The organism is Streptosporangium sp. NPDC001681, assembly GCF_040298085.1.
Lineage (GTDB): Bacteria > Actinomycetota > Actinomycetes > Streptosporangiales > Streptosporangiaceae > Streptosporangium.
The window spans coordinates 43,011-61,821 of record NZ_JBEOZN010000014.1; the positions used below are offsets into that span (position 1 = coordinate 43,011).

17 protein-coding genes are annotated in these 18,811 nt (G+C 70.0%); 11 read left to right on the forward strand and 6 right to left on the reverse strand.

Annotated features, from left to right (window positions below; translation table 11 throughout):
• Positions 1-71 precede the first annotated feature (71 nt).
• Positions 72-2,969 (forward strand): AfsR/SARP family transcriptional regulator, encoded by a 2,898-nt coding sequence (locus ABT130_RS09370; RefSeq protein ID WP_350954233.1) that lies wholly within the window; start codon positions 72-74, stop codon positions 2,967-2,969.
• Positions 2,970-3,365: 396 nt separating this feature from the next.
• On the opposite strand, the gene ABT130_RS09375 is transcribed toward ABT130_RS09370, so the two are convergent.
• Positions 3,366-4,460 (reverse strand): SEL1-like repeat protein, encoded by a 1,095-nt coding sequence (locus ABT130_RS09375; RefSeq protein WP_350954235.1) that lies wholly within the window; start codon positions 4,458-4,460, stop codon positions 3,366-3,368.
• Between the two features lie 666 nt (positions 4,461-5,126).
• Here ABT130_RS09375 and ABT130_RS09380 point away from each other — a divergent pair.
• The 4 genes from ABT130_RS09380 (at position 5,127) to ABT130_RS09395 (ending at position 8,088) form a co-directional block, all read left to right on the forward strand.
• On the forward strand, positions 5,127-5,309 hold the full coding sequence (locus ABT130_RS09380; RefSeq protein ID WP_350925159.1) for a hypothetical protein: 183 nt from the start codon (positions 5,127-5,129) through the stop codon (positions 5,307-5,309).
• Positions 5,310-5,379: 70 nt separating this feature from the next.
• A complete protein-coding gene (locus ABT130_RS09385; RefSeq protein ID WP_350954237.1) occupies positions 5,380-5,520 on the forward strand; it encodes a hypothetical protein in 141 nt (46 codons plus the stop codon).
• A gap of 65 nt (positions 5,521-5,585) precedes the next feature.
• Entirely contained in the window at positions 5,586-6,557 is a 972-nt protein-coding gene (locus ABT130_RS09390) for a GlxA family transcriptional regulator (RefSeq protein ID WP_350954239.1), read from the forward strand.
• A gap of 94 nt (positions 6,558-6,651) precedes the next feature.
• Positions 6,652-8,088 (forward strand): DJ-1/PfpI family protein, encoded by a 1,437-nt coding sequence (locus tag ABT130_RS09395; protein ID WP_350954241.1) that lies wholly within the window; start codon positions 6,652-6,654, stop codon positions 8,086-8,088.
• Between the two features lie 38 nt (positions 8,089-8,126).
• Here ABT130_RS09395 and ABT130_RS09400 read toward each other — a convergent pair whose 3' ends face one another.
• Positions 8,127-9,041 carry a DMT family transporter gene (locus ABT130_RS09400; RefSeq protein ID WP_350954243.1) on the reverse strand — a complete coding sequence of 305 codons (915 nt, stop codon included), beginning with the start codon at positions 9,039-9,041 and terminating at the stop codon, positions 8,127-8,129.
• A 256-nt stretch (positions 9,042-9,297) separates the two neighbouring features.
• Here ABT130_RS09400 and ABT130_RS09405 point away from each other — a divergent pair, with 256 nt between their 5' ends.
• The 3 genes from ABT130_RS09405 to crcB are packed head-to-tail and all read left to right on the forward strand — an operon-like array spanning position 9,298 to position 10,468.
• Positions 9,298-9,759 carry a FluC/FEX family fluoride channel gene (locus ABT130_RS09405; protein ID WP_350925169.1) on the forward strand — a complete coding sequence of 154 codons (462 nt, stop codon included), beginning with the start codon at positions 9,298-9,300 and terminating at the stop codon, positions 9,757-9,759.
• Positions 9,756-10,097 (forward strand): DUF190 domain-containing protein, encoded by a 342-nt coding sequence (locus ABT130_RS09410; protein WP_350925171.1) that lies wholly within the window; start codon positions 9,756-9,758, stop codon positions 10,095-10,097. Before ABT130_RS09405 ends, ABT130_RS09410 begins: the two co-directional genes overlap by 4 nt.
• Entirely contained in the window at positions 10,094-10,468 is a 375-nt protein-coding gene (gene crcB / locus ABT130_RS09415) for a fluoride efflux transporter CrcB (protein ID WP_350925173.1), read from the forward strand. Before ABT130_RS09410 ends, crcB begins: the two co-directional genes overlap by 4 nt.
• Before the next feature lie 87 nt (positions 10,469-10,555).
• Here the strand turns inward: crcB and ABT130_RS09420 are convergent, their stop codons facing one another.
• The gene (locus ABT130_RS09420) at positions 10,556-11,152 is read right to left on the reverse strand and encodes a TetR/AcrR family transcriptional regulator (protein ID WP_350954245.1); all 597 of its coding nucleotides are present in this window, start codon (positions 11,150-11,152) and stop codon (positions 10,556-10,558) included.
• A gap of 108 nt (positions 11,153-11,260) precedes the next feature.
• Between ABT130_RS09420 and ABT130_RS09425 the strand changes: the two genes are divergently transcribed.
• Complete coding sequence (locus tag ABT130_RS09425; protein ID WP_502992111.1) at positions 11,261-12,799, forward strand: MDR family MFS transporter; 1,539 nt, start codon at positions 11,261-11,263, stop codon at positions 12,797-12,799.
• A gap of 89 nt (positions 12,800-12,888) precedes the next feature.
• On the opposite strand, the gene ABT130_RS09430 is transcribed toward ABT130_RS09425, so the two are convergent.
• From ABT130_RS09430 to ABT130_RS09440, 3 genes are all read right to left on the reverse strand, one after another.
• Positions 12,889-13,908: a sporulation protein gene (locus tag ABT130_RS09430; protein ID WP_350954247.1), complete on the reverse strand. Its 1,020-nt coding sequence runs from the start codon at positions 13,906-13,908 to the stop codon at positions 12,889-12,891.
• A gap of 83 nt (positions 13,909-13,991) precedes the next feature.
• Complete coding sequence (locus tag ABT130_RS09435; protein ID WP_350954249.1) at positions 13,992-16,001, reverse strand: catalase; 2,010 nt, start codon at positions 15,999-16,001, stop codon at positions 13,992-13,994.
• A 179-nt stretch (positions 16,002-16,180) separates the two neighbouring features.
• The gene (locus ABT130_RS09440; protein ID WP_350954251.1) at positions 16,181-16,852 is read right to left on the reverse strand and encodes a pyridoxamine 5'-phosphate oxidase family protein; all 672 of its coding nucleotides are present in this window, start codon (positions 16,850-16,852) and stop codon (positions 16,181-16,183) included.
• A gap of 402 nt (positions 16,853-17,254) precedes the next feature.
• Here ABT130_RS09440 and ABT130_RS09445 point away from each other — a divergent pair, with 402 nt between their 5' ends.
• Both ABT130_RS09445 and ABT130_RS09450 read left to right on the forward strand, forming a co-directional pair.
• Complete coding sequence (locus ABT130_RS09445) at positions 17,255-17,761, forward strand: CBS domain-containing protein (RefSeq protein WP_350925972.1); 507 nt, start codon at positions 17,255-17,257, stop codon at positions 17,759-17,761.
• A 3-nt stretch (positions 17,762-17,764) separates the two neighbouring features.
• Positions 17,765-18,766, forward strand: coding sequence for an Acg family FMN-binding oxidoreductase (locus tag ABT130_RS09450; RefSeq protein ID WP_350954253.1), 1,002 nt, complete (start codon positions 17,765-17,767; stop codon positions 18,764-18,766).
• Positions 18,767-18,811 lie beyond the last annotated feature (45 nt).

Here is an 18,811-nt window from a genome sequence, read left to right on the forward strand (position 1 = left end):
GGCCTATCCGACCCGTACAACACAGCCCGATGAATGGTTGCAGCGCCTCCACAAGAGGAGTGAATGCGGTCATGGTGGTCGATCAGCCCACGTTCAACGTGCTCGGCACCCTCGAAGTCCGGAGCTCGGGACGGTCTCTCCGCATCGCCGGTACGAAGCCCAGGATCCTGCTGGCGTCGCTGCTGCTCAACGCGGACCGCGTGGTCGGCGCGGACCTCCTCGTCGAGGTGCTGTGGCCCCGGCAGCGGCCACGGTCCGCCCAGGCGAACCTCCGCACCTACGTGAGCTCGCTCCGGGGCGTGCTGGCGGCGGCTGGCGCGCGGATCCAGGCCCGTCCGCCCGGCTACGTGATCGAGCTGGCACCCGAACAGCTCGACGTGCTGCTTTTTGAGGACCTGCTCGCCAGGGCGCGCGCGGCGGGCCGTACGGACGAGGCCTTCGACCGGCTCCGCCGGGCGCTCGCGCTGTGGCGCGGAACACCGCTCGCCGAGCTGCCGGGCAGCCCGCTCTGGGACGGCCGCCTGCAGTCGCTGGCGGAGGCACGGCTCGGCGCCGCCGAGGAACTGGTCGCCCTGAGACTGGAGCGGGGCGACCACGCAGGCGCGATCGGCGAGCTGCGCGGGCTGCTGAAGGAGCATCCCTTCCGCGAGGACCTCTGGCGGCAGCTGATGCTCGCCCTGCACCGGAGCGGCAGGCAGGCCGAGGCCCTGCACACCTACACCACGGTCAGGCGGCAGCTGGTCACCGAGCTCGGCGTCGAACCCGGCGCGGATCTGCGCCGGGCGCACTCGGCCATCCTGGCGGGAGAACCCCTGCCCACCGTGGCCGTGCCGGGCCATCCTCCGGCTCTCGCCGCTCCCCGGCAACTCCCCTCTGACGTGCCGGACTTCACCGGCAGGGCCGAGAGCGTCGCCCTCCTCACGCGGGCGCTGACCTTCGCGGAGCGCCCGCCGGCCGGACCGCCTTCGATCGTCGTGGTCACGGGGGCACCGGGCGTGGGCAAGTCGGCGCTGGCCGTGCACTGCGCGCATGCCGTACGGGCCGGATATCCGGCAGGGCAGCTCTACCTCGATCTCCGTGGGACCGACCCGGTGCCCGCGGACCCCGGTGAGCTGCTGGCCGAGGCACTGCGGGCGCTGGGCGCCGATGCGGCGGACCTGCCGGGCACCGAACGCGAACGTGCCGCGCTCTACCGGTCCCTGCTGGCCGAGCGCCCGATGCTCGTCTTCCTCGACGACGCCGCAGACGCCGCCCAGGTACGGCCGCTGCTGCCGGGCAACGGCTGTGCGGTACTCGTGACAAGCCGGCGGCGGATCACCGAACTGCCCGGGGCGCTCCAGCTTGAACTGGACGTCCTGTCGCCGCGGGAGGCAGAGGACCTCCTGGCCGCGATCGTCGGGCCCGAGCGGCTGGAACAGGAGAGGGAGGCCGCCTCGGCGATCCTGACGGCCTGCTGCCACCTGCCGCTGGCCGTCAGGATCGCCGGGGCGCGGCTGGCGGGGCGGCCCGGCTGGTCGCTCGGAGTGCTGCGGCAGCGGCTGGAGGTCGAGTCGAACCGGCTCAGCGAGCTGCGCGCCGGGGATCTGGGAGTGCGGGTCAGCCTCGACCGTAGCTACCGGCTGCTGCCCGAGGACGCGGCACGTGCCTTTCGTGCGCTCGGCCTCCTGGGCCCGCAGTCCCTGCCCGGCTGGGTGGTCGACGCCGCACTGGGCCGGCACCGGGCCGACGAGGTGACGGATGCCCTGGTCGACGCGAACCTGCTCCAGCTGGTCGGGACCGACCCGATCGGCCAGCCGCGCTACCGGCTGTACGACCTGGTCCGCTGCAACGCCAGGGAGAAGGCCGGCGGCGCCTCGGATCGGCACGCGCTCATCAGGGTGCTCGGCGCGTGGACGGCCACCACCGAGAGCGCGACCGCGCGGCTGCCGACCACGCTCTTCAGCCTGACCTCGGCCTCGGCCACCCGCTGGCACCTGGCCGAGGACACCCTCGGCCGCCTGACCGCCGACCCGCTGTCCTGGTTCGACGCCGAGCACGACGCGCTGGTGGGGGCGGTACGCCTCGCCGCCGACGCCGGACTGGCCGGATCGGCGTGGGGGCTCGCCGCGGCACTCGTCCCCTACTTCGACCTGCGCTGCCACTTCGACGAGTGGCGCTCCACCCACCGGATCGCCCTGGAGGCCGCGTGCCTGGCCAAGGACCGCCACGGCGAGGCGGCCATGCTCCGCGGCCTGGCCCAGGTGAGCCTCTACCAGGACCGCTACGCCGAGGCGACGGAGATGTTCCGGCGATCCCTCAGGATCTTCCACGAGCTGGGGGACAGGCGGGGGGAGGCGACCTCGATCTGCGGGCTGGGGGCGGTCAACCAGTTCTGCGGCGAGAATCTCCGGGCGCTCGGGTACTTCCGGCAGGCTCTGGCCATGTTCCTCGCCATGGGAGACCAGAGCGGCGAGGCCTACGCGCGGCAGGCCATCGGGCGGGCCTGCCTGGCCTCGGGCGACCTGCGGCAGGCCTCGAACTGGCTGGACGCGGCGCTGCGGCTGGCCAGGGAGATCGGTGACTCCCATCGCGAGGGCTGCGTGTCCATGCAGTTCGGGCGGCTGCACGATCTGGGGGCGGACCCCAGCCGGGCGATGCGCTTCCAGGGGCGTGCGCTGGACATCTTCGAAGGCCTCGGCGACCTGCACTGCGGGGCCTACGCCATGCAGGGGCTGGGCGGCCTGCAGGTGGTCCGCGGTGACCGGTCGCACGCCTCCGACCAGCTGGAGCGCTCTTTGCTGATCTTCCAGCGGCTCGGAGACCGGAGCGGGGAGGCCGCCACGGTCCAGACGCTCGGCGAGCTGCACCGGTCGGCGGGCCGTACCCGCCTGGCGCGGAACTACCTCCGCCACGCCCTCGTGCTCCGCCGCGAACTGCGGGGAGGTGCCGACCTCGCCGTGGGCGCCGGTGCGCGGGACGTACCGAACTAGGGCCGGTACGGAATTCGGATCTTCAGAATGGCCCTGAGCAGCTGAAGGCCGGCGAGGTGGCTCTCGGGGGTCTTGTCGAAGCGGAAGGCCGGCCCGTGCCATCCGATGTCGTGCGGGCGGCCGTTTCGGGATGAAAGTGCGGTGTGAAGAATCAGGGAAATTAAGGAATTCACCTGAAGTGACAAGGTGATCACTGATAGACACTTTGCTGGAGGTCGGTCGCTGCAGAAGAGCCGCCCTCGTCCGAGGGGAAGGGACAAGATCCTGATCGTCGGCTTAGGCCGGTTCGAGCCTGCCTGCCCTTTCGTGACGGGCATCGACGTCGTTCTCACCGTCTCACCGTGTCGCTTGCCGGTGGCCGGGGTGATGGGCGGCGCCGGTGGTCTTCGAGCCGCCTCAGGTGAATTCCGCGGGAGGATCAACAGCCGGCGAGGGCGGCTCCGTAGCGGGTTCCTGTTCTTCGATCAGGCCGATGGGCAGCGCGCCCTCGGCGTTCCACGGGGGCTGGGTGAGCTGTTCGGAGGCGCCGTCGAACTCGGCGGCGGCCTCGGGGTGACCGTTGCCGGCCGCGCGGCTGAACAAGCTCGCGGCCGCCCAGTCCTCGTCCTTGGCCCGGTGAATCCTCGCGAGGCGATAGGCGGCCTCGGCATGACCACAGTCGCTGGCCAGCCGGTAGAAGAACATCGCGACGCTGAGCTTGCTCGGATCCGAGCATTGGTAGTGGTGGCCGTAGCGGTAGGCGAGTTCGGCAGCCGCCCGCAGGCGGTCGGGGTCATCGAACAGGCCCGGTGCGGCGGGGTGACCGGCGTCGCCGGCCTGGCGCAGCCACTGGCGCGCCTCCTGGGGCCAGCCTTTCAGCAGCGCGATGACGGCCAGGCGCATGCAGTCATCGCCGTTGCCGGCCTCGCTGTGGGTCAGCAGGCGGGTGCCGGTCCTGCCGTAGATCCGCAACAACCGCTGCCGGGCCGCGGGGAGCGGCGCGAACACGATCGTGGTACTCGACCGGCGCGGTGCTCTCCTGCCCGTCGGCCGCGCGGGCGGCAGCTGCTCGGCCTCGGGCCGTTGCGCGGGTGGGGGCGAGGCGGCGAACGGGACGGAGGCCGGTCCCGGCGGCGGCGTGGTGAGGGCCGGCCTGGCAGGCGCGGTGGGCGCAGCCGGTGGATCGGGCCGGGCGTCATGGGCGGCTCGCCAGCTCTGATACCAGGTCCGGGTGTCGCCCATGGCCTGCACATCCAGGCCGGTCTGCTCGGCGGCCACCGTACAGGCGGCCACGAAGGACGCCACCCACGCCCATGCCGGGGCGCGTTTGCGTTTGCCGGTCAGGATGTCGTGGGTAGTGCTTGGCGCCAGCCCCCTGCCCTCGTTGTCCTCTGGAATGCGCATCGACAGCGTGTGCAGTCGAGACAGCGTCGGGGAGCCAGCCAGGCCACGCAGCTCGTTGAGCTGATCGACGAAGGCGCGTAGCGCCGCAACACGATGTTGTTCAGCCATCGCCCTTAGCCGGAAATGAGTGATCCGCGATCTACAAGTAGTAGCGGGAGTCATATTGGCATTAATCGGCGGCCAGGCTGAGGGAGATCGCACATTCCGCTTCGTCCGGAATTAACGGCCGTTGACCTGTAAGTACACAGTCCGGAGGCATCCGGATGAGTCCGGATGACATCGGAGCGATCCGGATGGGTCCGGATGAGACCGGATGGAGGCGGACCGCCCCGAAGGACGCCGAAAATCCTGCCCGCCAGGCCGGGACGAAGGGATATCGGCGTCGAGAACGTAAATATTTCTCACCTTACAAAAGGGTATTTATCCGGTCTCTTCCGGACATGTTTGAACCGGTAGCGGCCCAGATGGCGGCACCTTCATCGTTGATCGCACCCCTCAGTGCCGACGATGAAGGAGAAAGCCCATGGCGCACGCCCTGACTGCTTCGCCTGCCTTTCTCCGCGTCACCGGCACCCGGCCGGGCTCCCCACCCCCGCCGTGGGTTCACAACGACGACCAGCTACTGACCTTGCTGGTGACGGTGTGGGCCTTGACCACCGGACGCATTCCGCCCAACCGCCCGGCTGACGAGCTCACCGAGACCGAGCTCATCGCGTTCTGGGCCGATGACCAGACCGCCGGATCCCCGGCGACGCCACCTCAGGAGCGACCCCGATGTTCTCCGTACCCGTGCTTCTCACCTTGACCACCACCGCGCTGGTGACGGCCATCGCCTGCGCGCTCACCCTGGCCGCCGGCACCGCCTGGCCCACTGCCCTACTCAGTGGCGGCGCCGCCGGCGCCGCCACCATGAGCCTGCTCATCCGCCTGCTCGACCAGCACCGCGACAAGCGCTGAGCGGCCGACCTCGAACCGGGCCGCGCCGGTCTGACCGGCGCTTCACCGGTTGAGTGTGAATCCTCCGGTCATGACCGCCACCGGCGCGCCCGCTCCGATCTTCATCGCCCAGGATTCCGCCATGAGGCCGAAGGAGAACAGCACCAAGGCCGGGCCGAGCAGGACGACGCTCGTCACCGACTACGCACCGGACGGATCGACGAGTGCCTGATCCGTCCGATGCACAGTACGTACAGCCCTCCCGGATCATGGTGCGGGCGGTCTAGCGTAGGCACCGTGAGTGAGCGAGTGACGAGTACGGGCCGGGTGGTGGTGCTGGTCCTGCCGGACGTGAACCTGCTGGACCTGGGCGGTCCTGCGCAGGTCTTCGACGCCGCGGCGCATCTGGGTGCCGATTACCGGCTGGAGTTCGTGTCCGATACCGAAGAGGCGGTGTCGGCACAGGGACTGAGGCTGGCCGGACTCGGCGGTCTGCCGCCGACCGAGCCCGGTGACCTGGTGCTGGTGCCGGGACCCCGGCTGAGGGATCTTCGGCCGAGCGAGCCGTTGGTTTCCGACTCGGTGACGCAATGGCTGCGTACGGCACAGCGCTGCGGGGCCCGGATAGCGTCGGTGTGCAGCGGCGCGGCGGCGTTGGGCGAGGCAGGGCTGCTGGACGGACGCCGGTGCACCACCCACTGGTCGCTCATCGAGGCGATGCGGCAGAGATATCCGGCGGCCCGGGTCCAGGACGGGGTGCTGTACGTCCACGACGGCCCGGTGAGCACCAGCGCGGGGATCTCAGCCGGGATCGATCTGGCGCTGTCGCTGGTGGAACGCGACCACGGCCCCGCCCTCGCCGCCGCGGTCGCCCGGGAACTGGTGGTCTATCTGCGGCGAAACGGTTCGGCGACCCAGATCAGTCCCTTTCTCCAGCACCGTTCGCACCTGCATCCGGCCGTCCACCGCGTACAGGACCATCTCGCCCAGCACCTGGACACCCCGCACACCCTCGCCGAGTTGGCCGCGGTGGCACACCTGTCCCCGCGCGGTCTGAGCCGGGCGTTCAGCACGTCGATCGGCATCAGCCCCCTGGAATACCAGCAGCGACTGCGCCTGGAACGGGCTTCGAGACTGCTGGCCGACACGGACCTCGGCGTGGATGCCGTAGCGAGCCGTTGCGGCTTCCGCGATGTTCGGCACTTCCGCCGCCTGTTCTCCGCCTGGTACGGGATGCCCCCGTCCGCGGCGCGCAAGCACGCGCGCTGAGCGGCATACCTCATCCTGATTCCCCTTTCACGGCGCCGATCGCGCTGCCGTGATCTCGCCATGCCTCAAAGGCCTTCACGGAAGAGAGCCTCCGGTGTCCCCTGTCCACAGCGGTCTGACCACGCCCGTCGTGCGCCGGATCGGGCGTGTCCTGCTGGGCGCCGCCTTGTTCCTCGCCTCCCTGGGCGGGATCTGCGCCGCCGGTGTCACCACCGTGATGGGCCAGAGCTACCCCCTGTCTCAGCAGCGCCCGCCTGCCCGGGGCTGGCCGGCCCCCAAGGCGATACCCGGCGGACGGATCACTGTCGCGATCGTGGTCAGCAACGCCGGTTCGGTCTCCGCCGACGTTCTCGCCCCCTACGAGGTCTTCGCCCGGTCGGAAGGATTCGCCGTCTACACCGTCGCGGCCCGGCGAACCCCGTCCCCGCTTTCCGGCGGCCTGCACCTGCTGCCCGACCACACCCTGGAAGAGATCGGGACAGGCGCCGTTTCCGAACCGGACGTGGTGGTGGTGCCCGCCGTCATCGATCCCACCGGCACGGCGGAGAAGCCGTTGCGTGAGTGGATCGCCGCGCGGTCCCGGTACGGCGCCCGCCTGCTGGGCGTCTGCGCGGGCTCGGAACTCCTCGCGGCCGCCGGTGTGCTCGACAATCGCCGGGCGACCTCCTTCTGGGCCAACATCGGCTCCCTGAAGCGGAACCACCCCAAGGTGCGCTGGCAGAGCGGCGAACGCTATGTGGAGGACGGCGCGATCACCACCACGGCGGGCATCACCTCCGGCACCGTCGGCGCGCTACGCCTGGTCGAGCGGTTCGCGGGCGCGGCGGAGGCCCAGCGGATCGGGAGCGCGCTCCACTATCCCGGCTGGAGTCTGGACGGCTCCACCGCGATCACCCCGAACCACCTCGCCCTGTCCGACCTGCCGTACGTGCTGAACGCGGCGTTCCCCTGGTGGCGCCCCACGATCGGCATCGGGCTGGTGGAGGGAGTGGGAGAGATCGACGCCGCCGCGGCGTTCGAGGTCTACTCCGGTGTCTCCTTCAGCGCCCGCGCGATCCCGATCGGCGCCACCGGAACGGTCACCACGCGGCACGGTGTGGTCCTGCTCACCGAACCAGCGGGGACGGCGGTGCCGCGTGTGGACCGGTTCGTGGTTCCGGGCGTGCGCGGCGTCCTGACGCCCGCCCTGGCGAGCTGGGCGTCAGGACGGAGTCTCACACCGGAACTGCCCGGCGGCGGCCGGCGGGACGGCGAGTTCGGTTTCGACCCGATGCTCCGTGACCTCGCCGCCCATGCCGACAGCGCCACGGCCCGGACCACCGCCAAGTTCTCCGAATATCCCGTCGGACAGCTGCGCCTTTCCGGGGCCGGCTGGCCTTGGCGTCCCACAGTGATCTTCGTCGTCGCCCTGACCGGCTCCGCCGGCGTCGGCATGCTCACCGTCGCCATACCGCGCCTGCTCCGCCGCCGTACGGCCGGCACAGTCTCGCGTTCCGGCGGGGGCGGGCCGGGGACGCCGCCGGCGCGGTAGCCAGGCTACAAGAAGTGCTGTCCGACCGGTTGCGGGTGCTAGGCGGACGCCTCCACGGCGGTCTCCTCCGCAGCCGGGGAGGTGCCGCGGGCCGAGCTCGCCAGGATGCCCCAGAGGGCGCCGGCCAGCACCACCGCGCCCCCCGCGAGTTGCTGCCAGGTCAGGGTCCCGCCCAGCAGCAGCCAGGTGGCGAGCACCGTCACGACGGGCTCCAGCATGCTGAGAATCGACGCGCGTACCGGGCCGAGCGTCGTGGCCCCGGCGAAGAACAGGGCGATCGCGAGCACCGTCGACACGAGCGCCACCGCCGTCGCCCAGACCCAGCCCGCCGGCGCGAAGCCGAGGTCCAGCCCGCCCGATGCCAGCCCGAGCAGCGCGAACGAGCCGGTGGCGAACATCGACAGGTAGGCCGTGGTGACCGAGGGGGACAGCGAGGCGGAGACCCGGCTGCCCACGATGATGTACAGGGCGTAGGCCACGGCGGCCCCGACCGCCGCGAGCAGACCGGGAACGTCGAGGCCGGTGTCCAGCCGGCCCACCACCAGGGTCAGCCCGGCCAGTGACACCAGGATCGGCCCGGCGACGGTCCAGCTCATGCGAGTGCGCTCCATCACCGCCGACAGGATGGACACGAGCGCCGGATACAGGTACAGCAGCAGTACGGCGAGGGCCGGCGAGATGCGCTGGACCGCCGTGAAGTAGAGCAGCGACTGGGCCGCGTACATGCCGCCGCCCAGCAGCGCGAGGGTCGCCCACTGCCGTCCGGTCAGCCGCCCGAGCCTGCCGCGCGCTCCCAGCCATCCGAGGAACACCGCCGTCGCGATCGCGAACCGCAGCATGAGGAGCGTCGTCACCGACATCCCCGTGCCGTACGCGAAGGAGGCGAAGACGGGCATGAGCCCGAACGCCGCCGCCGAGATCAGGATCGCCGCGACCCCGTGCCGCATCACCATCACCACCTCCGGCGATCATTGTGACCTATGGGACTTCATCTCTGTTATCGGGTACCTTCGGCGGCTGGACGGTCCTGCCACACGGTGTCCTGAGCGGCGGTGACGGTGATCGGGACGTGATCGCGCTAGGCTGAGCAGGGCCGAGGTTCCGTGCCGGTGCGGCCCGCCCGTCCTCGAGGCGCGGCACCCCGCTGCCGCCGGCGATCCCTACTCGCTGATAGGTCGTGTCGGGCATCCACCGCGTGTAGGGAGAGGCATGCGCTCGAAACAGGCGAGGTTCGAGACAGTGACCGAGCCCGTCGATCCCCCCGAGCCGCGTCGCTCGCACTACGGTGTCCTGGCGGTGATCGCCGCCGGTGGCGCGATCGGCACGGGCGCCCGTTACGGTGCCGCCCTGCTGTGGCCGACCGCGGCCGGCTCCTTCCCGTGGACCACGTTCTGCGTCAATGTGGTGGGCTGCCTGCTGATCGGGGTCCTGCTGGTGGTGCTGACCGAGGTGTGGACGGCACCGGCCTGGGTGCGGCCGTTCCTCGCCACCGGAGTGCTGGGCGGGTTCACCACCTTCTCCACCTACTGCCTGGACATCGAGCGCCTGGTCTCCGGCGGCAGGACCGGCCTGGCGCTCGGCTACCTGGCGGCGACGCTCCTGGCGGCCCTGGCCGCGGTGGTCACCGGCGCGTGGGCCACCCGCCGGCTCCTAGTGAGGAGAATGCGATGATCCCGCCTGGACGGGCGCTGCGGTTGACGATCTTCACCGACGACACCGACACCTGGCGCCACCGACCCCTGTACAGCGAGATCGTGCACCGCGCCCATGCCGCCGGGCTGGCCGGGGCATCGGTCTTCCGCGGCGTGGAGGGTTTCGGAACCACCTCGATCGTGCACACCACCCGGTTGCTGTCGATGACCGACGACCTGCCGGTGACCATCGTGATCATCGATACCGAGGAGCGGATCCGCGCCTTCCTGCCTCGGCTGGACGACCTGCTCACCGAGAGCCTGGCCGTTCTGGACGAGGTCGAGGTCGTTCGCCCCCGTGCCGGACGGGCCCAGTGAACTGGCTGCTGGTGCTGCTCGGCGGCGCGGTCGGCGCGCCGTTGCGATACCTGACCGACCGGGCCGTGCAGGCACGCCACGACACGGTCTTCCCCTGGGGCACCTTCACGGTCAACGTGGCCGGCTCGCTGATCCTGGGCGTCCTGGCCGGGGCCGCGCTGTCCGGGGTGGTGGGCACCGGCGTGCAGTTGCTGCTGGGCACCGGCTTCTGCGGGGCGCTGACCACGTACTCGACGTTCTCCTACGAGACGCTGCGGCTGGCCGAGACCGGCGCGGTGTTCTTCGCCGTCGCCAACGTCGTCGCCTCGATCGTCGCCGGCCTGGGAGCGGTGTTCGCCGGTCTCACCCTCGCCCAGGCGATCTTCGGGTGAGCCGCCCGCACGAAGGCCTGGGAACTTCGTACGGGCGGCCCTTATCGGTGGCCGGGCCTTCGGGAGCGGCACGAGAACCGACGCGGTTCACTCCCCGTCGAAGGGGTGAGCCATCTCGTCCAAGACGTCGTCCATGACCTCGCGCAGGGTTCGGGTCTCGTACTCTTCGGTCCACATGTGCGTGGCGATGCGCAGCGAGACCAGGAAGGCGGCCGCCATCACCCGAGATCGGGCGCTGGTCTCGGAGTCGCCGCCGCGCTCTGCGATGACCTGGGCGAGCTCGCGTTCGAGGTTGGCGTGGTTGGCCAGTTGCCTGGCCAGGAGCGAGGGGTGCCTCTTGGCGAGCCTGGCGCGGATCACCCACTCCCTTTCCGGTCCGCCCATTTCGCTGTAGAGATCGTGTACCGCTCCGCGCAGCGCCCGCCAGGCCGATTCCTCGGCGGGGCGGGTGCGGACCCGCTCGAGCAGCAGGCGGACGCGCTGCTCGTCGCCGTAGAGGAGGGCGTCCTCCTTGCCGGTGAAGTAGTTGGAGAAGGTTCGTCGCGAGATGTTGGCGGCGTCGGCGATGGCCTCGACGGTGACGTGGTCCAGGCCGTGCTCCACGGTCAGCCGTAGCGCGGCCTCGTGAACCGCCTGCCGCGTCTCGGCCTTCTTGCGCTCGCGCAACCCCATTGTGATCTGCATAACACGGACAGCCTAACGCCTGGCACCATACGTGCCCAGTGGGCAAACTTTCTCAATGGGCATGTATGGTGTCATGGCCTGTTCCAGTCACCCGTACGTGGAGGTCGTGTGAGCACCCAAGCGGTCATGCCGCAAAGCACGGAGCCGATGACTCATCGGCAGATTCTCGAAGCGCTCAGCGGCCTGCTTCTGGTGCTGTTCGTCGCGATGATCAGCGGCACGATCGTGTCGGTGGCGCTGCCGCAGATCATCGGCGCGCTCGACGGGACCCAGTCCCAGTACACCTGGGTGATCACCGCGTCACTGCTCGCCGCGACCGCCTCCACCCCGATCTGGGGCCGGCTGGCGGACCTGTTCAGCAAGAAGCTGCTCCTCCAGATCTCCATCGTCATCTTCATGCTCAGCTCGCTGGCCTGCGGGTTCGCGCAGAACGCCGGCCAGCTCATCGCCTTCCGCGCCATCCAGGGCCTGGGTATGGGGGCCCTGCAGGTCCTGGTCCAGGTCATCATCGCCGCGATGATCAGCCCCAAGGAGCGGGGACGCTACAACGGCTATCTGGGCGGGGTGATGGCCGTGGCCACCGTGGGTGGCCCGCTCCTCGGCGGCCTGATCGCCGACACCTCATGGCTGGGCTGGCGCTGGTGCTTCTTCGTCGCCGTGCCGTTCACGGCGATCGCCTTCGTCCTGCTGCACAAGACGCTCAAGGTGGTCTCGGTCCGCCGCCCGAATGTCAAGATCGACTACGCGGGCGCCACGCTGATCGCCGCGGGCGTCAGCGTCCTGCTCATCTGGATCACCTTCGTCGGCAACTCCTTCGACTGGATCTCCTGGCAGACCGCGGTCATGGCCGGCGGCGGGATTCTGATCCTGGCCGTCGCCACCTGGGTGGAGTCACGGGTCAGCGAGCCGGTCGTGCCGATACACATCGTCCGCAGGCGCACCCCTGCCCTGGCCATCGTGGCCAGCCTCGCGGTGGGCATGGCGATGTTCGGCGGAGCGGTCTTCCTGGGGCAGTACTTCCAGATCGGTCGTGGCTACAGCCCCACCCAGGCCGGGCTGCTGACCATCCCGATGATGTTCGGCGTGCTGCTCTCCTCCACGATCTCCGGGCGGCTCGTGTCCAAGAGCGGCAAGGTCAAGCCGTACATCGTGACGGGTTCCGTGGTGCTCACCCTCGGATTCCTCGGCCTGTCCCTCATCGACCACGAGACCTCGCTGGTGCTCATCTCGGCCGCGATGATGCTGGTCGGCATCGGCGTCGGCATGTCCATGCAGAACCTGGTGCTGGTCATCCAGAACGTCGTCCCGCTGCGGGAACTGGGCGCCGCCAGTGGCGCCATCACCTTCTTCCGCTCGCTGGGCGGCACCATCGGAGTCTCGGTGCTGGGCGCGGTCCTGGCCAGCCGGGTGGCCACCGGTATCGCCGAGGGCTTCGCGAAGGCGGGCATCCGGCCGTCCGGCTCCGGGGGCAGCACCCTCAACCTTGAGGCGCTGCCCGAAGCCGCGAGGACCGTCGTGCGCGCGGCGTACGGCGATGCCACCGGGCACATCTTCCTGATCTCCGCCGCGATCGCCGCGGTGGGCGTCGTCGCCGTGCTCCTCCTCAAGCCGACCAGGCTGCGCGACACCGTGGACCTGGCGGATTGAGTGGATGACGACGGCCCGCCCCGCGAGGTCGCGGGGCGGGCCGTCACCGTCCTGCCCCGCCCGGGCTCACCGGGCGGGACCCGGCACGGTCACTCCTCCTCTTCCTCGTCTTCGAAGATCTCCTCGACCAGCTCGGCGGCCACGTAGCCGCCGACCAGGCCGGCCGCGCCGGCGGCCACCACCGCTCCCATTCCCGGGCCGCCGTGACCACCGTGACCGCCGTGGTGACCACCCTGGTGGGCGTACGGGTCGTGGCCACCGCCGTGGGCGTACGGGGCGTGGCCGCCCTGGTGGGCGTACGGGGCGTGGCCGCCGTAGTGACCGCCGCCGCCGTGCGAGTACTGGGACAGCGCGGCCAGCCAGCCGTTGATCTCCGAGGCCCAGTCGCGGTGCGCCGCCTCCTGGTGGCTGGTCTGCCAGCGGCCGAAGGCGTCACCGCCGGAGCCGTAGCCGCCGGTACGCTTGTCGGCCTCCAGGACGATGTCCAGCCCACCAGGGTTGGCGATGAAGGTCAGCTCGACCTCGTTGATCTGCCCGGAGTAGGCGGGCGGCGGGTAGAACTCGATCTCCTGGTAGAACGGCAGCTGCTGGCTCACCCCGTAGATGTGGCCATGCTCCAGGTCGGCGCTCTTGAAGTGGAAGCCGAGCTGGGAGAACGCCCGCAGGAACGCCTCCTGGGAGGCCAGCGGCTCGATCTCGACCGGGTCCATGTCGCCCTTGTCGACCGCCGCGGCGATCGCCAGCTCGGTGCGCACCCCCATGCCCATGCCGTGCAGGTGCTGCCCGGCGATCTCGGTGATCGGCGCCTCCCAGGGGACGGGGAACTGGAAGGGGACGGTCCTGTCCTCCCCGCTGCGCAGCCGGAACGGTCCAGAGACCTGTGTACGGTGAAGTTCCATCAGGCCGATCTGCTCACCCTCGCCGTGCTCAGATTCCACCCGGGTGACCAGGCCAAGCGTGATGTACTCGATGTCGGCGTCGAAGTCGCCGCCCTTGATCCTTACCTCGCCGCGCAGCAGCCCACCGGGTTGCACGCGGGGGGTGGACAGGACGGTGTCCACCGACGGGGCCCCGACACCGAAGGCTCCCAGCATCCGTTTGAAGATCACGGCTTCCTCTCCTGCTCGTCCGTTGAACGTGACCGAAGAGCAAACGATCACCAGGTGTTCTGGGTTCCCGGCCTCTGCCGCAGTCAGGCGGCGAAGCCGGTGATGTCGCGGTCGTGGTGGCGGTGGACGGCGATCGCCTCGGCGAACGCCTCGCTGAGGCCGTCGCCTCCGGTGACCACCCCCGGGGATCCGGGGAGCGCCGCCGTCTCCAGCAGCGTCGTGCCCGAGCCGACCGCGCCGATGGCCTTGCCGTGCTTGAAAGCCTCCCTGACGAAGTGGACGGCGTTCCCGACGGCCGACAGGGCCGCGCCGTCGGTCAGCAGGACCGCGTCGTAGAGCACCGAGGAGACCGTTCCCAAAGAACGGTCCACGCTCAGCGGTCCGGCCTGACCCTCGTGCGGCGCCAGCACCTCGCAGATCGCTCCCCGGTCTTCGAGCGCCTGCCGCACCGGGGCCAGGGCGTCCGCGTCGCTTCCGTCGGCCGCCAGGATCGCGACCTTGCGGGTGGCGATACCGGCCGGTGGCTGGGCGGCCTGGCTCAGCGCGGGAGAGGCCAGGTCATGACCGTCCTGGGCCGGTGGGACCGGCAGGCCCAGCCCCTGGGCCACCCGGGTGGCCAGCTCCGTGTGGACACCGGCGAGCTGGGCGAGGACGCCTTCCCTGATGGGCTTGCGCCGCACATGGCCCAGCTCGAACAGGAAGGCCGCGACGATGTGGTCACGCTCCCAGCCCGACATGCTGTTCCAGAACAGCCGGGCCTGACCGTGGTGGTCGGCGAAGCTGGGGCTGCGCTCGCGGATCTTCCGTCCGTCCACCCGCTCCTGGTAGTGGACGTAGCCGTCCCCGGCCATGGGGCAGCCGCCACTGATCGAGTTGATCGAGTAACTGGTGCGGGAGGTGTGGATGGCGCCCTGGTGGTAACCGTCGCGCTGGTCGTTGTTGACCGTGGCCACCGGCCGGTTGACCGGGATCTGCGCGAAGTTGGGGCCACCGAGCCTGATGAGCTGTGTGTCGAGATAGGAGAACAGCCTGGCCTGCAGCAGCGGGTCGTTGGTGAAGTCGATGCCCGGCACCACGTTGGCCACGTGAAAGGCGACCTGCTCGGTCTCGGCGAAGAAGTTGTCGGGGTTGCGGTCGAGCACCAGCGTGCCCACCGGGCGCAGCGGCACCACCTCCTCCGGGATGATCTTCGTCGCGTCGAGCAGGTCGAAGTCGAACTCGTGCTCCCGTTCCTCGGGCACGAGCTGCACGGCCAGTTCCCAGCGCGCCGGGGTACCGGCCTCGATCGTGTCCCACAGGTCACGCCGGTTGAAGTCGGGGTCGTTGCCCTGCAGGCGCAGTACCTCGTCCCACACCAGCGAGTGGGTACCGAGCTCGGGCCGCCAGTGGAACTTGACGAACGTACCGCGCCCTTCGGCGTTGACCAGCCGGAAGGTGTGCACTCCGAAGCCCTGCATCATCCGGTAGCTGCGCGGGATGGCCCGATCGCTCATCAGCCACATGATCATGTGCAGTGTCTCCGGCTGGAGCTGGACGAAGTCCCAGAAGGTGTCGTGGGCCGACTGCGCCTGCGGGATCTCGTTGTGCGGCTCGGGCTTGACCGCGTGCACGAAGTCGGGGAACTTGATGCCGTCCTGGATGAAGAAGACGGGGAAGTTGTTGCCGACCAGGTCGAAGTTGCCCTGCTCGGTGTAGAACTTGGTCGCGAAACCGCGCACGTCCCGCACCGTGTCGGCCGAGCCGCGTGAGCCCGCCACTGTGGAGAACCTGACGAACACCGGAGTCGTGAGCGAGGTGTCGCACAGGAAACGCGCCGAGGTGAACTCCTCCAGCGAGTCATGGAGCCGGAAGTAACCGTAGGCTCCGGCGCCCCTGGCGTGCACCACGCGCTCGGGGATGCGTTCGTGGTCGAACCTGGTGATCTTCTCCCGGAAGTGGAAGTCCTCCATCAGCGTCGGGCCGCGCACTCCGGCTCTCAGGGAGTTGTCGCTGTCCTCGACGCGAATGCCCTGGTCGGTCGTGAGCGGGCCGTCGTCTGCGTTGACGCGGTACCGGTCGAGCTGGCGGCTCTTCGCCGTCTCCTCGCTTGACATATCCGTGCTCCTGAGTAGCTGGCCATCAAACAATCACCTGTTGCCCAGCTGCCGAGTGGATATCCGCGCTGCTCAGCCTGGCCACGGTAAGCGGATGGGCCGTTTTCTCCCGGGCGGCGCCGATGGGGCACGGAGGTACCGCCCGCCGACTCGGCGGCGGGCGAATGTCCTGCCGGTTGTCACGAAGTGTGCCGGATGCGCCGTCCGGTGATCTCGCTGGGGAAGATCCTGAGATAGAGCTCGCGGTCGCCGCCCGCCCAGGGCTCGACTCCCGAGGCGGCGGCCTCGGCCTGCTCGTCGGCGGAGACGTGGTGGGCGCCACCTCGGATGAGCACGCTCCATCCTTCGCGGGCGGCGTCGTCGATCCGGTCGATCTCGAATGAGATCTTGAACTCGACCCCCTGGACGCCGGTGCGCAGGTTGCTGTCGAGGGGGCCGCCGACCGCGGTGCGGACGATCACCGAGTTGTCGTGCAGTACGTAGTTGACCGGCAGGATCGTCAGTCCCGCGGGCTCCTCGAAGGCAACCCTGCCGACGCCGCCGGGGGAGATCAGCCGCAGGCACTCCTCGGGCTGCAGCTTCTCCAGGTGGGCGTGGGGGGCGGGGCGGCCGTGCCCGGAGGGCAGGTTCATCGTCGCGCCGAGGAGCTCCTCAATGTCGGTGTTCAGGGCGGTGGCCAGTTTGCGCACGGTGTCGAGGGTGGGGGAGGCGGCGGTCTCCTCCAGATAGCCGAGATATCCGGGGTCGATGCCGGCCCGGTCGGCCAGTTGCTCGCGGCTCAGCTGCAACTCCTCGCGTCGCCTGGCCAGCCGGCGGCCCAGGTCGCCCGGGGTTGCCATATGTTCGGTCATCAAAATCTCCCATTAGAACAGAACGAGCAAAGATCTGGCATCGTCAATCTGACCGTGCAGGGGCTTTGCGGGTTTTTCGGCCACCGCCCCTCTCCCCTTCCGAGAGGAAAACAGTACCCGGCGGGGCGGCGGGCCGCCTCGGGGTGAATCGCCCTCGCGGGGGATGTTCCCCTCAGCCGGTATTCCACCACGGGCAGGGTACGAAGATGGGGGCCGGAAGTCCCCGGCGAGCGGGTCTTTCGGCCACTGCGGAGAACGTGGGGAACCGGTCTGATGGAGGGGAGAGGCGGAGGGGGAGAAGATGACAGCGCAGGTGGTGGGTACGGAAGGCTCGCCTTCCTGGTGGGCCGGTGACGACGCCGTGCCGGGTTCGACGACACGCCATGCCCGGGGTGAGTCGTGATGGACGTGCAGAGCCTCAGGGTGGCGCGGGTGATGAGCCGGACGCTGGTCGTCGTCGAACCCGACGAGTCCCCGCTCATGGCCTGGGAGATCATGCGTCGCGCGGGTGTCCATCACCTGCCGGTCGTCGACCGGAACGGCTGCCTGCGCGGTGTCCTCACCCAGGAGGATCTCGCCGCCCGCTGGTCAGGCGGCCCGGTCGAACAGTCGCGCGCTCAGGTCGACTCGTTGCTGGCCGAGCACCGCTGCCCGCACACCACCCTCGACGCGCGCCTGGTCGACGCGGCGGCGGCCATGATCGGCGCCGGTGTCGACGCGGTCCCCGTGCTGGGGGAGTCCAACAGGCTGGTGGGCATGGTGACCGTCACCGACGTGCTGCGGGCCGTGGCCGGCCTGATCACCGAGGAGGAGGAGCCGCCGGAGCTGATGACGGGGATGTTCCGCCTGGTCCCCGTCCTGCCCAGGTCCCACGGGGCTGACGATTCCTTTACCCGTGATGGAGGTTGAGTCATGATCGCTCGCACCACCGAGGAGATCACCTCGGCGATCCACACGGCGATCCAGGCCGCCGTGTGGGCACCATCGGTGCACAATACTCAACCGTGGTCCTTCACCGTCGACGGTGAGGAGATCGCCCTGCGGGCCGACAGCGAGCGGAAACTACGGCTCGGCGATCCCGAGGGCCGGGAAATGCTGATCAGCTGCGGCGCCGCCCTGATGAACGTGCGGCTCGCGTTGCGCGTGCTCGGCTGCGAACCGCAGATGCGCGTGCTGCCCGACCCCGACCGCCCCGCCCTGCTGGCGACGGTACGGATGGGGGCGGCCGTCGCCACGGACGAGCACACCCGGCTGCTGTACGCCGAGATCGAACGCCGCCGCACCCACCGCGCCGGATTCACCGAGGTGCCCGTGGCGGACCGTCTCATCGAGGCGTTCGTCTGCCAGGCGAGCGCCGAGGGGGCACGGTTGACGCCGGTCAAGTCCGAGGCCGCCGTCCGGGTGCTCGCCGCGCTCACCTGCGCCGCCGAGGACGTGCAGTCCCAGAACCGGCTGCTCACCCTGGAGATGATCCGCTGGGCACAGCCGCCGGGAAGCCCCCGCACGGACGGGGTTCCGGCGCGGGGCTACCCACGCGAGCCCAGACGGACCCGTCCGCACTTCGCCCAGCGCGACTACACCCACGGTCACCCCTGGGGCGACGACGCCGACCAGTTCCGCTCCACCTCAACCGGAACCGTGGCGGTGCTGACCACGCCGGGGGACTCCCGCGAGGACTGGATCGTGGCGGGCCAGGCGTTACAGCGGGTCCTGCTGCACGCCTCCGCCTACGACGTCAGCGCCGCCTTCCACACCCAGGCGCTGGAGATGTTCCACCTGCGGGAGTTCCTGCGGCAGGAACTGCTGTCGGGCGAGCACCCCCAAATGATCATGCGCCTGGGCTTCACCTCCGACGAGAGCGAGGGCATCCGGCGGCCGGTCACCGATGTGCTGGAAGAACGCGGGCCGGGCTGATCCGAAGGTCACGAAGGAGCGGCGGGGGCGGCCGGGTCCCCGATG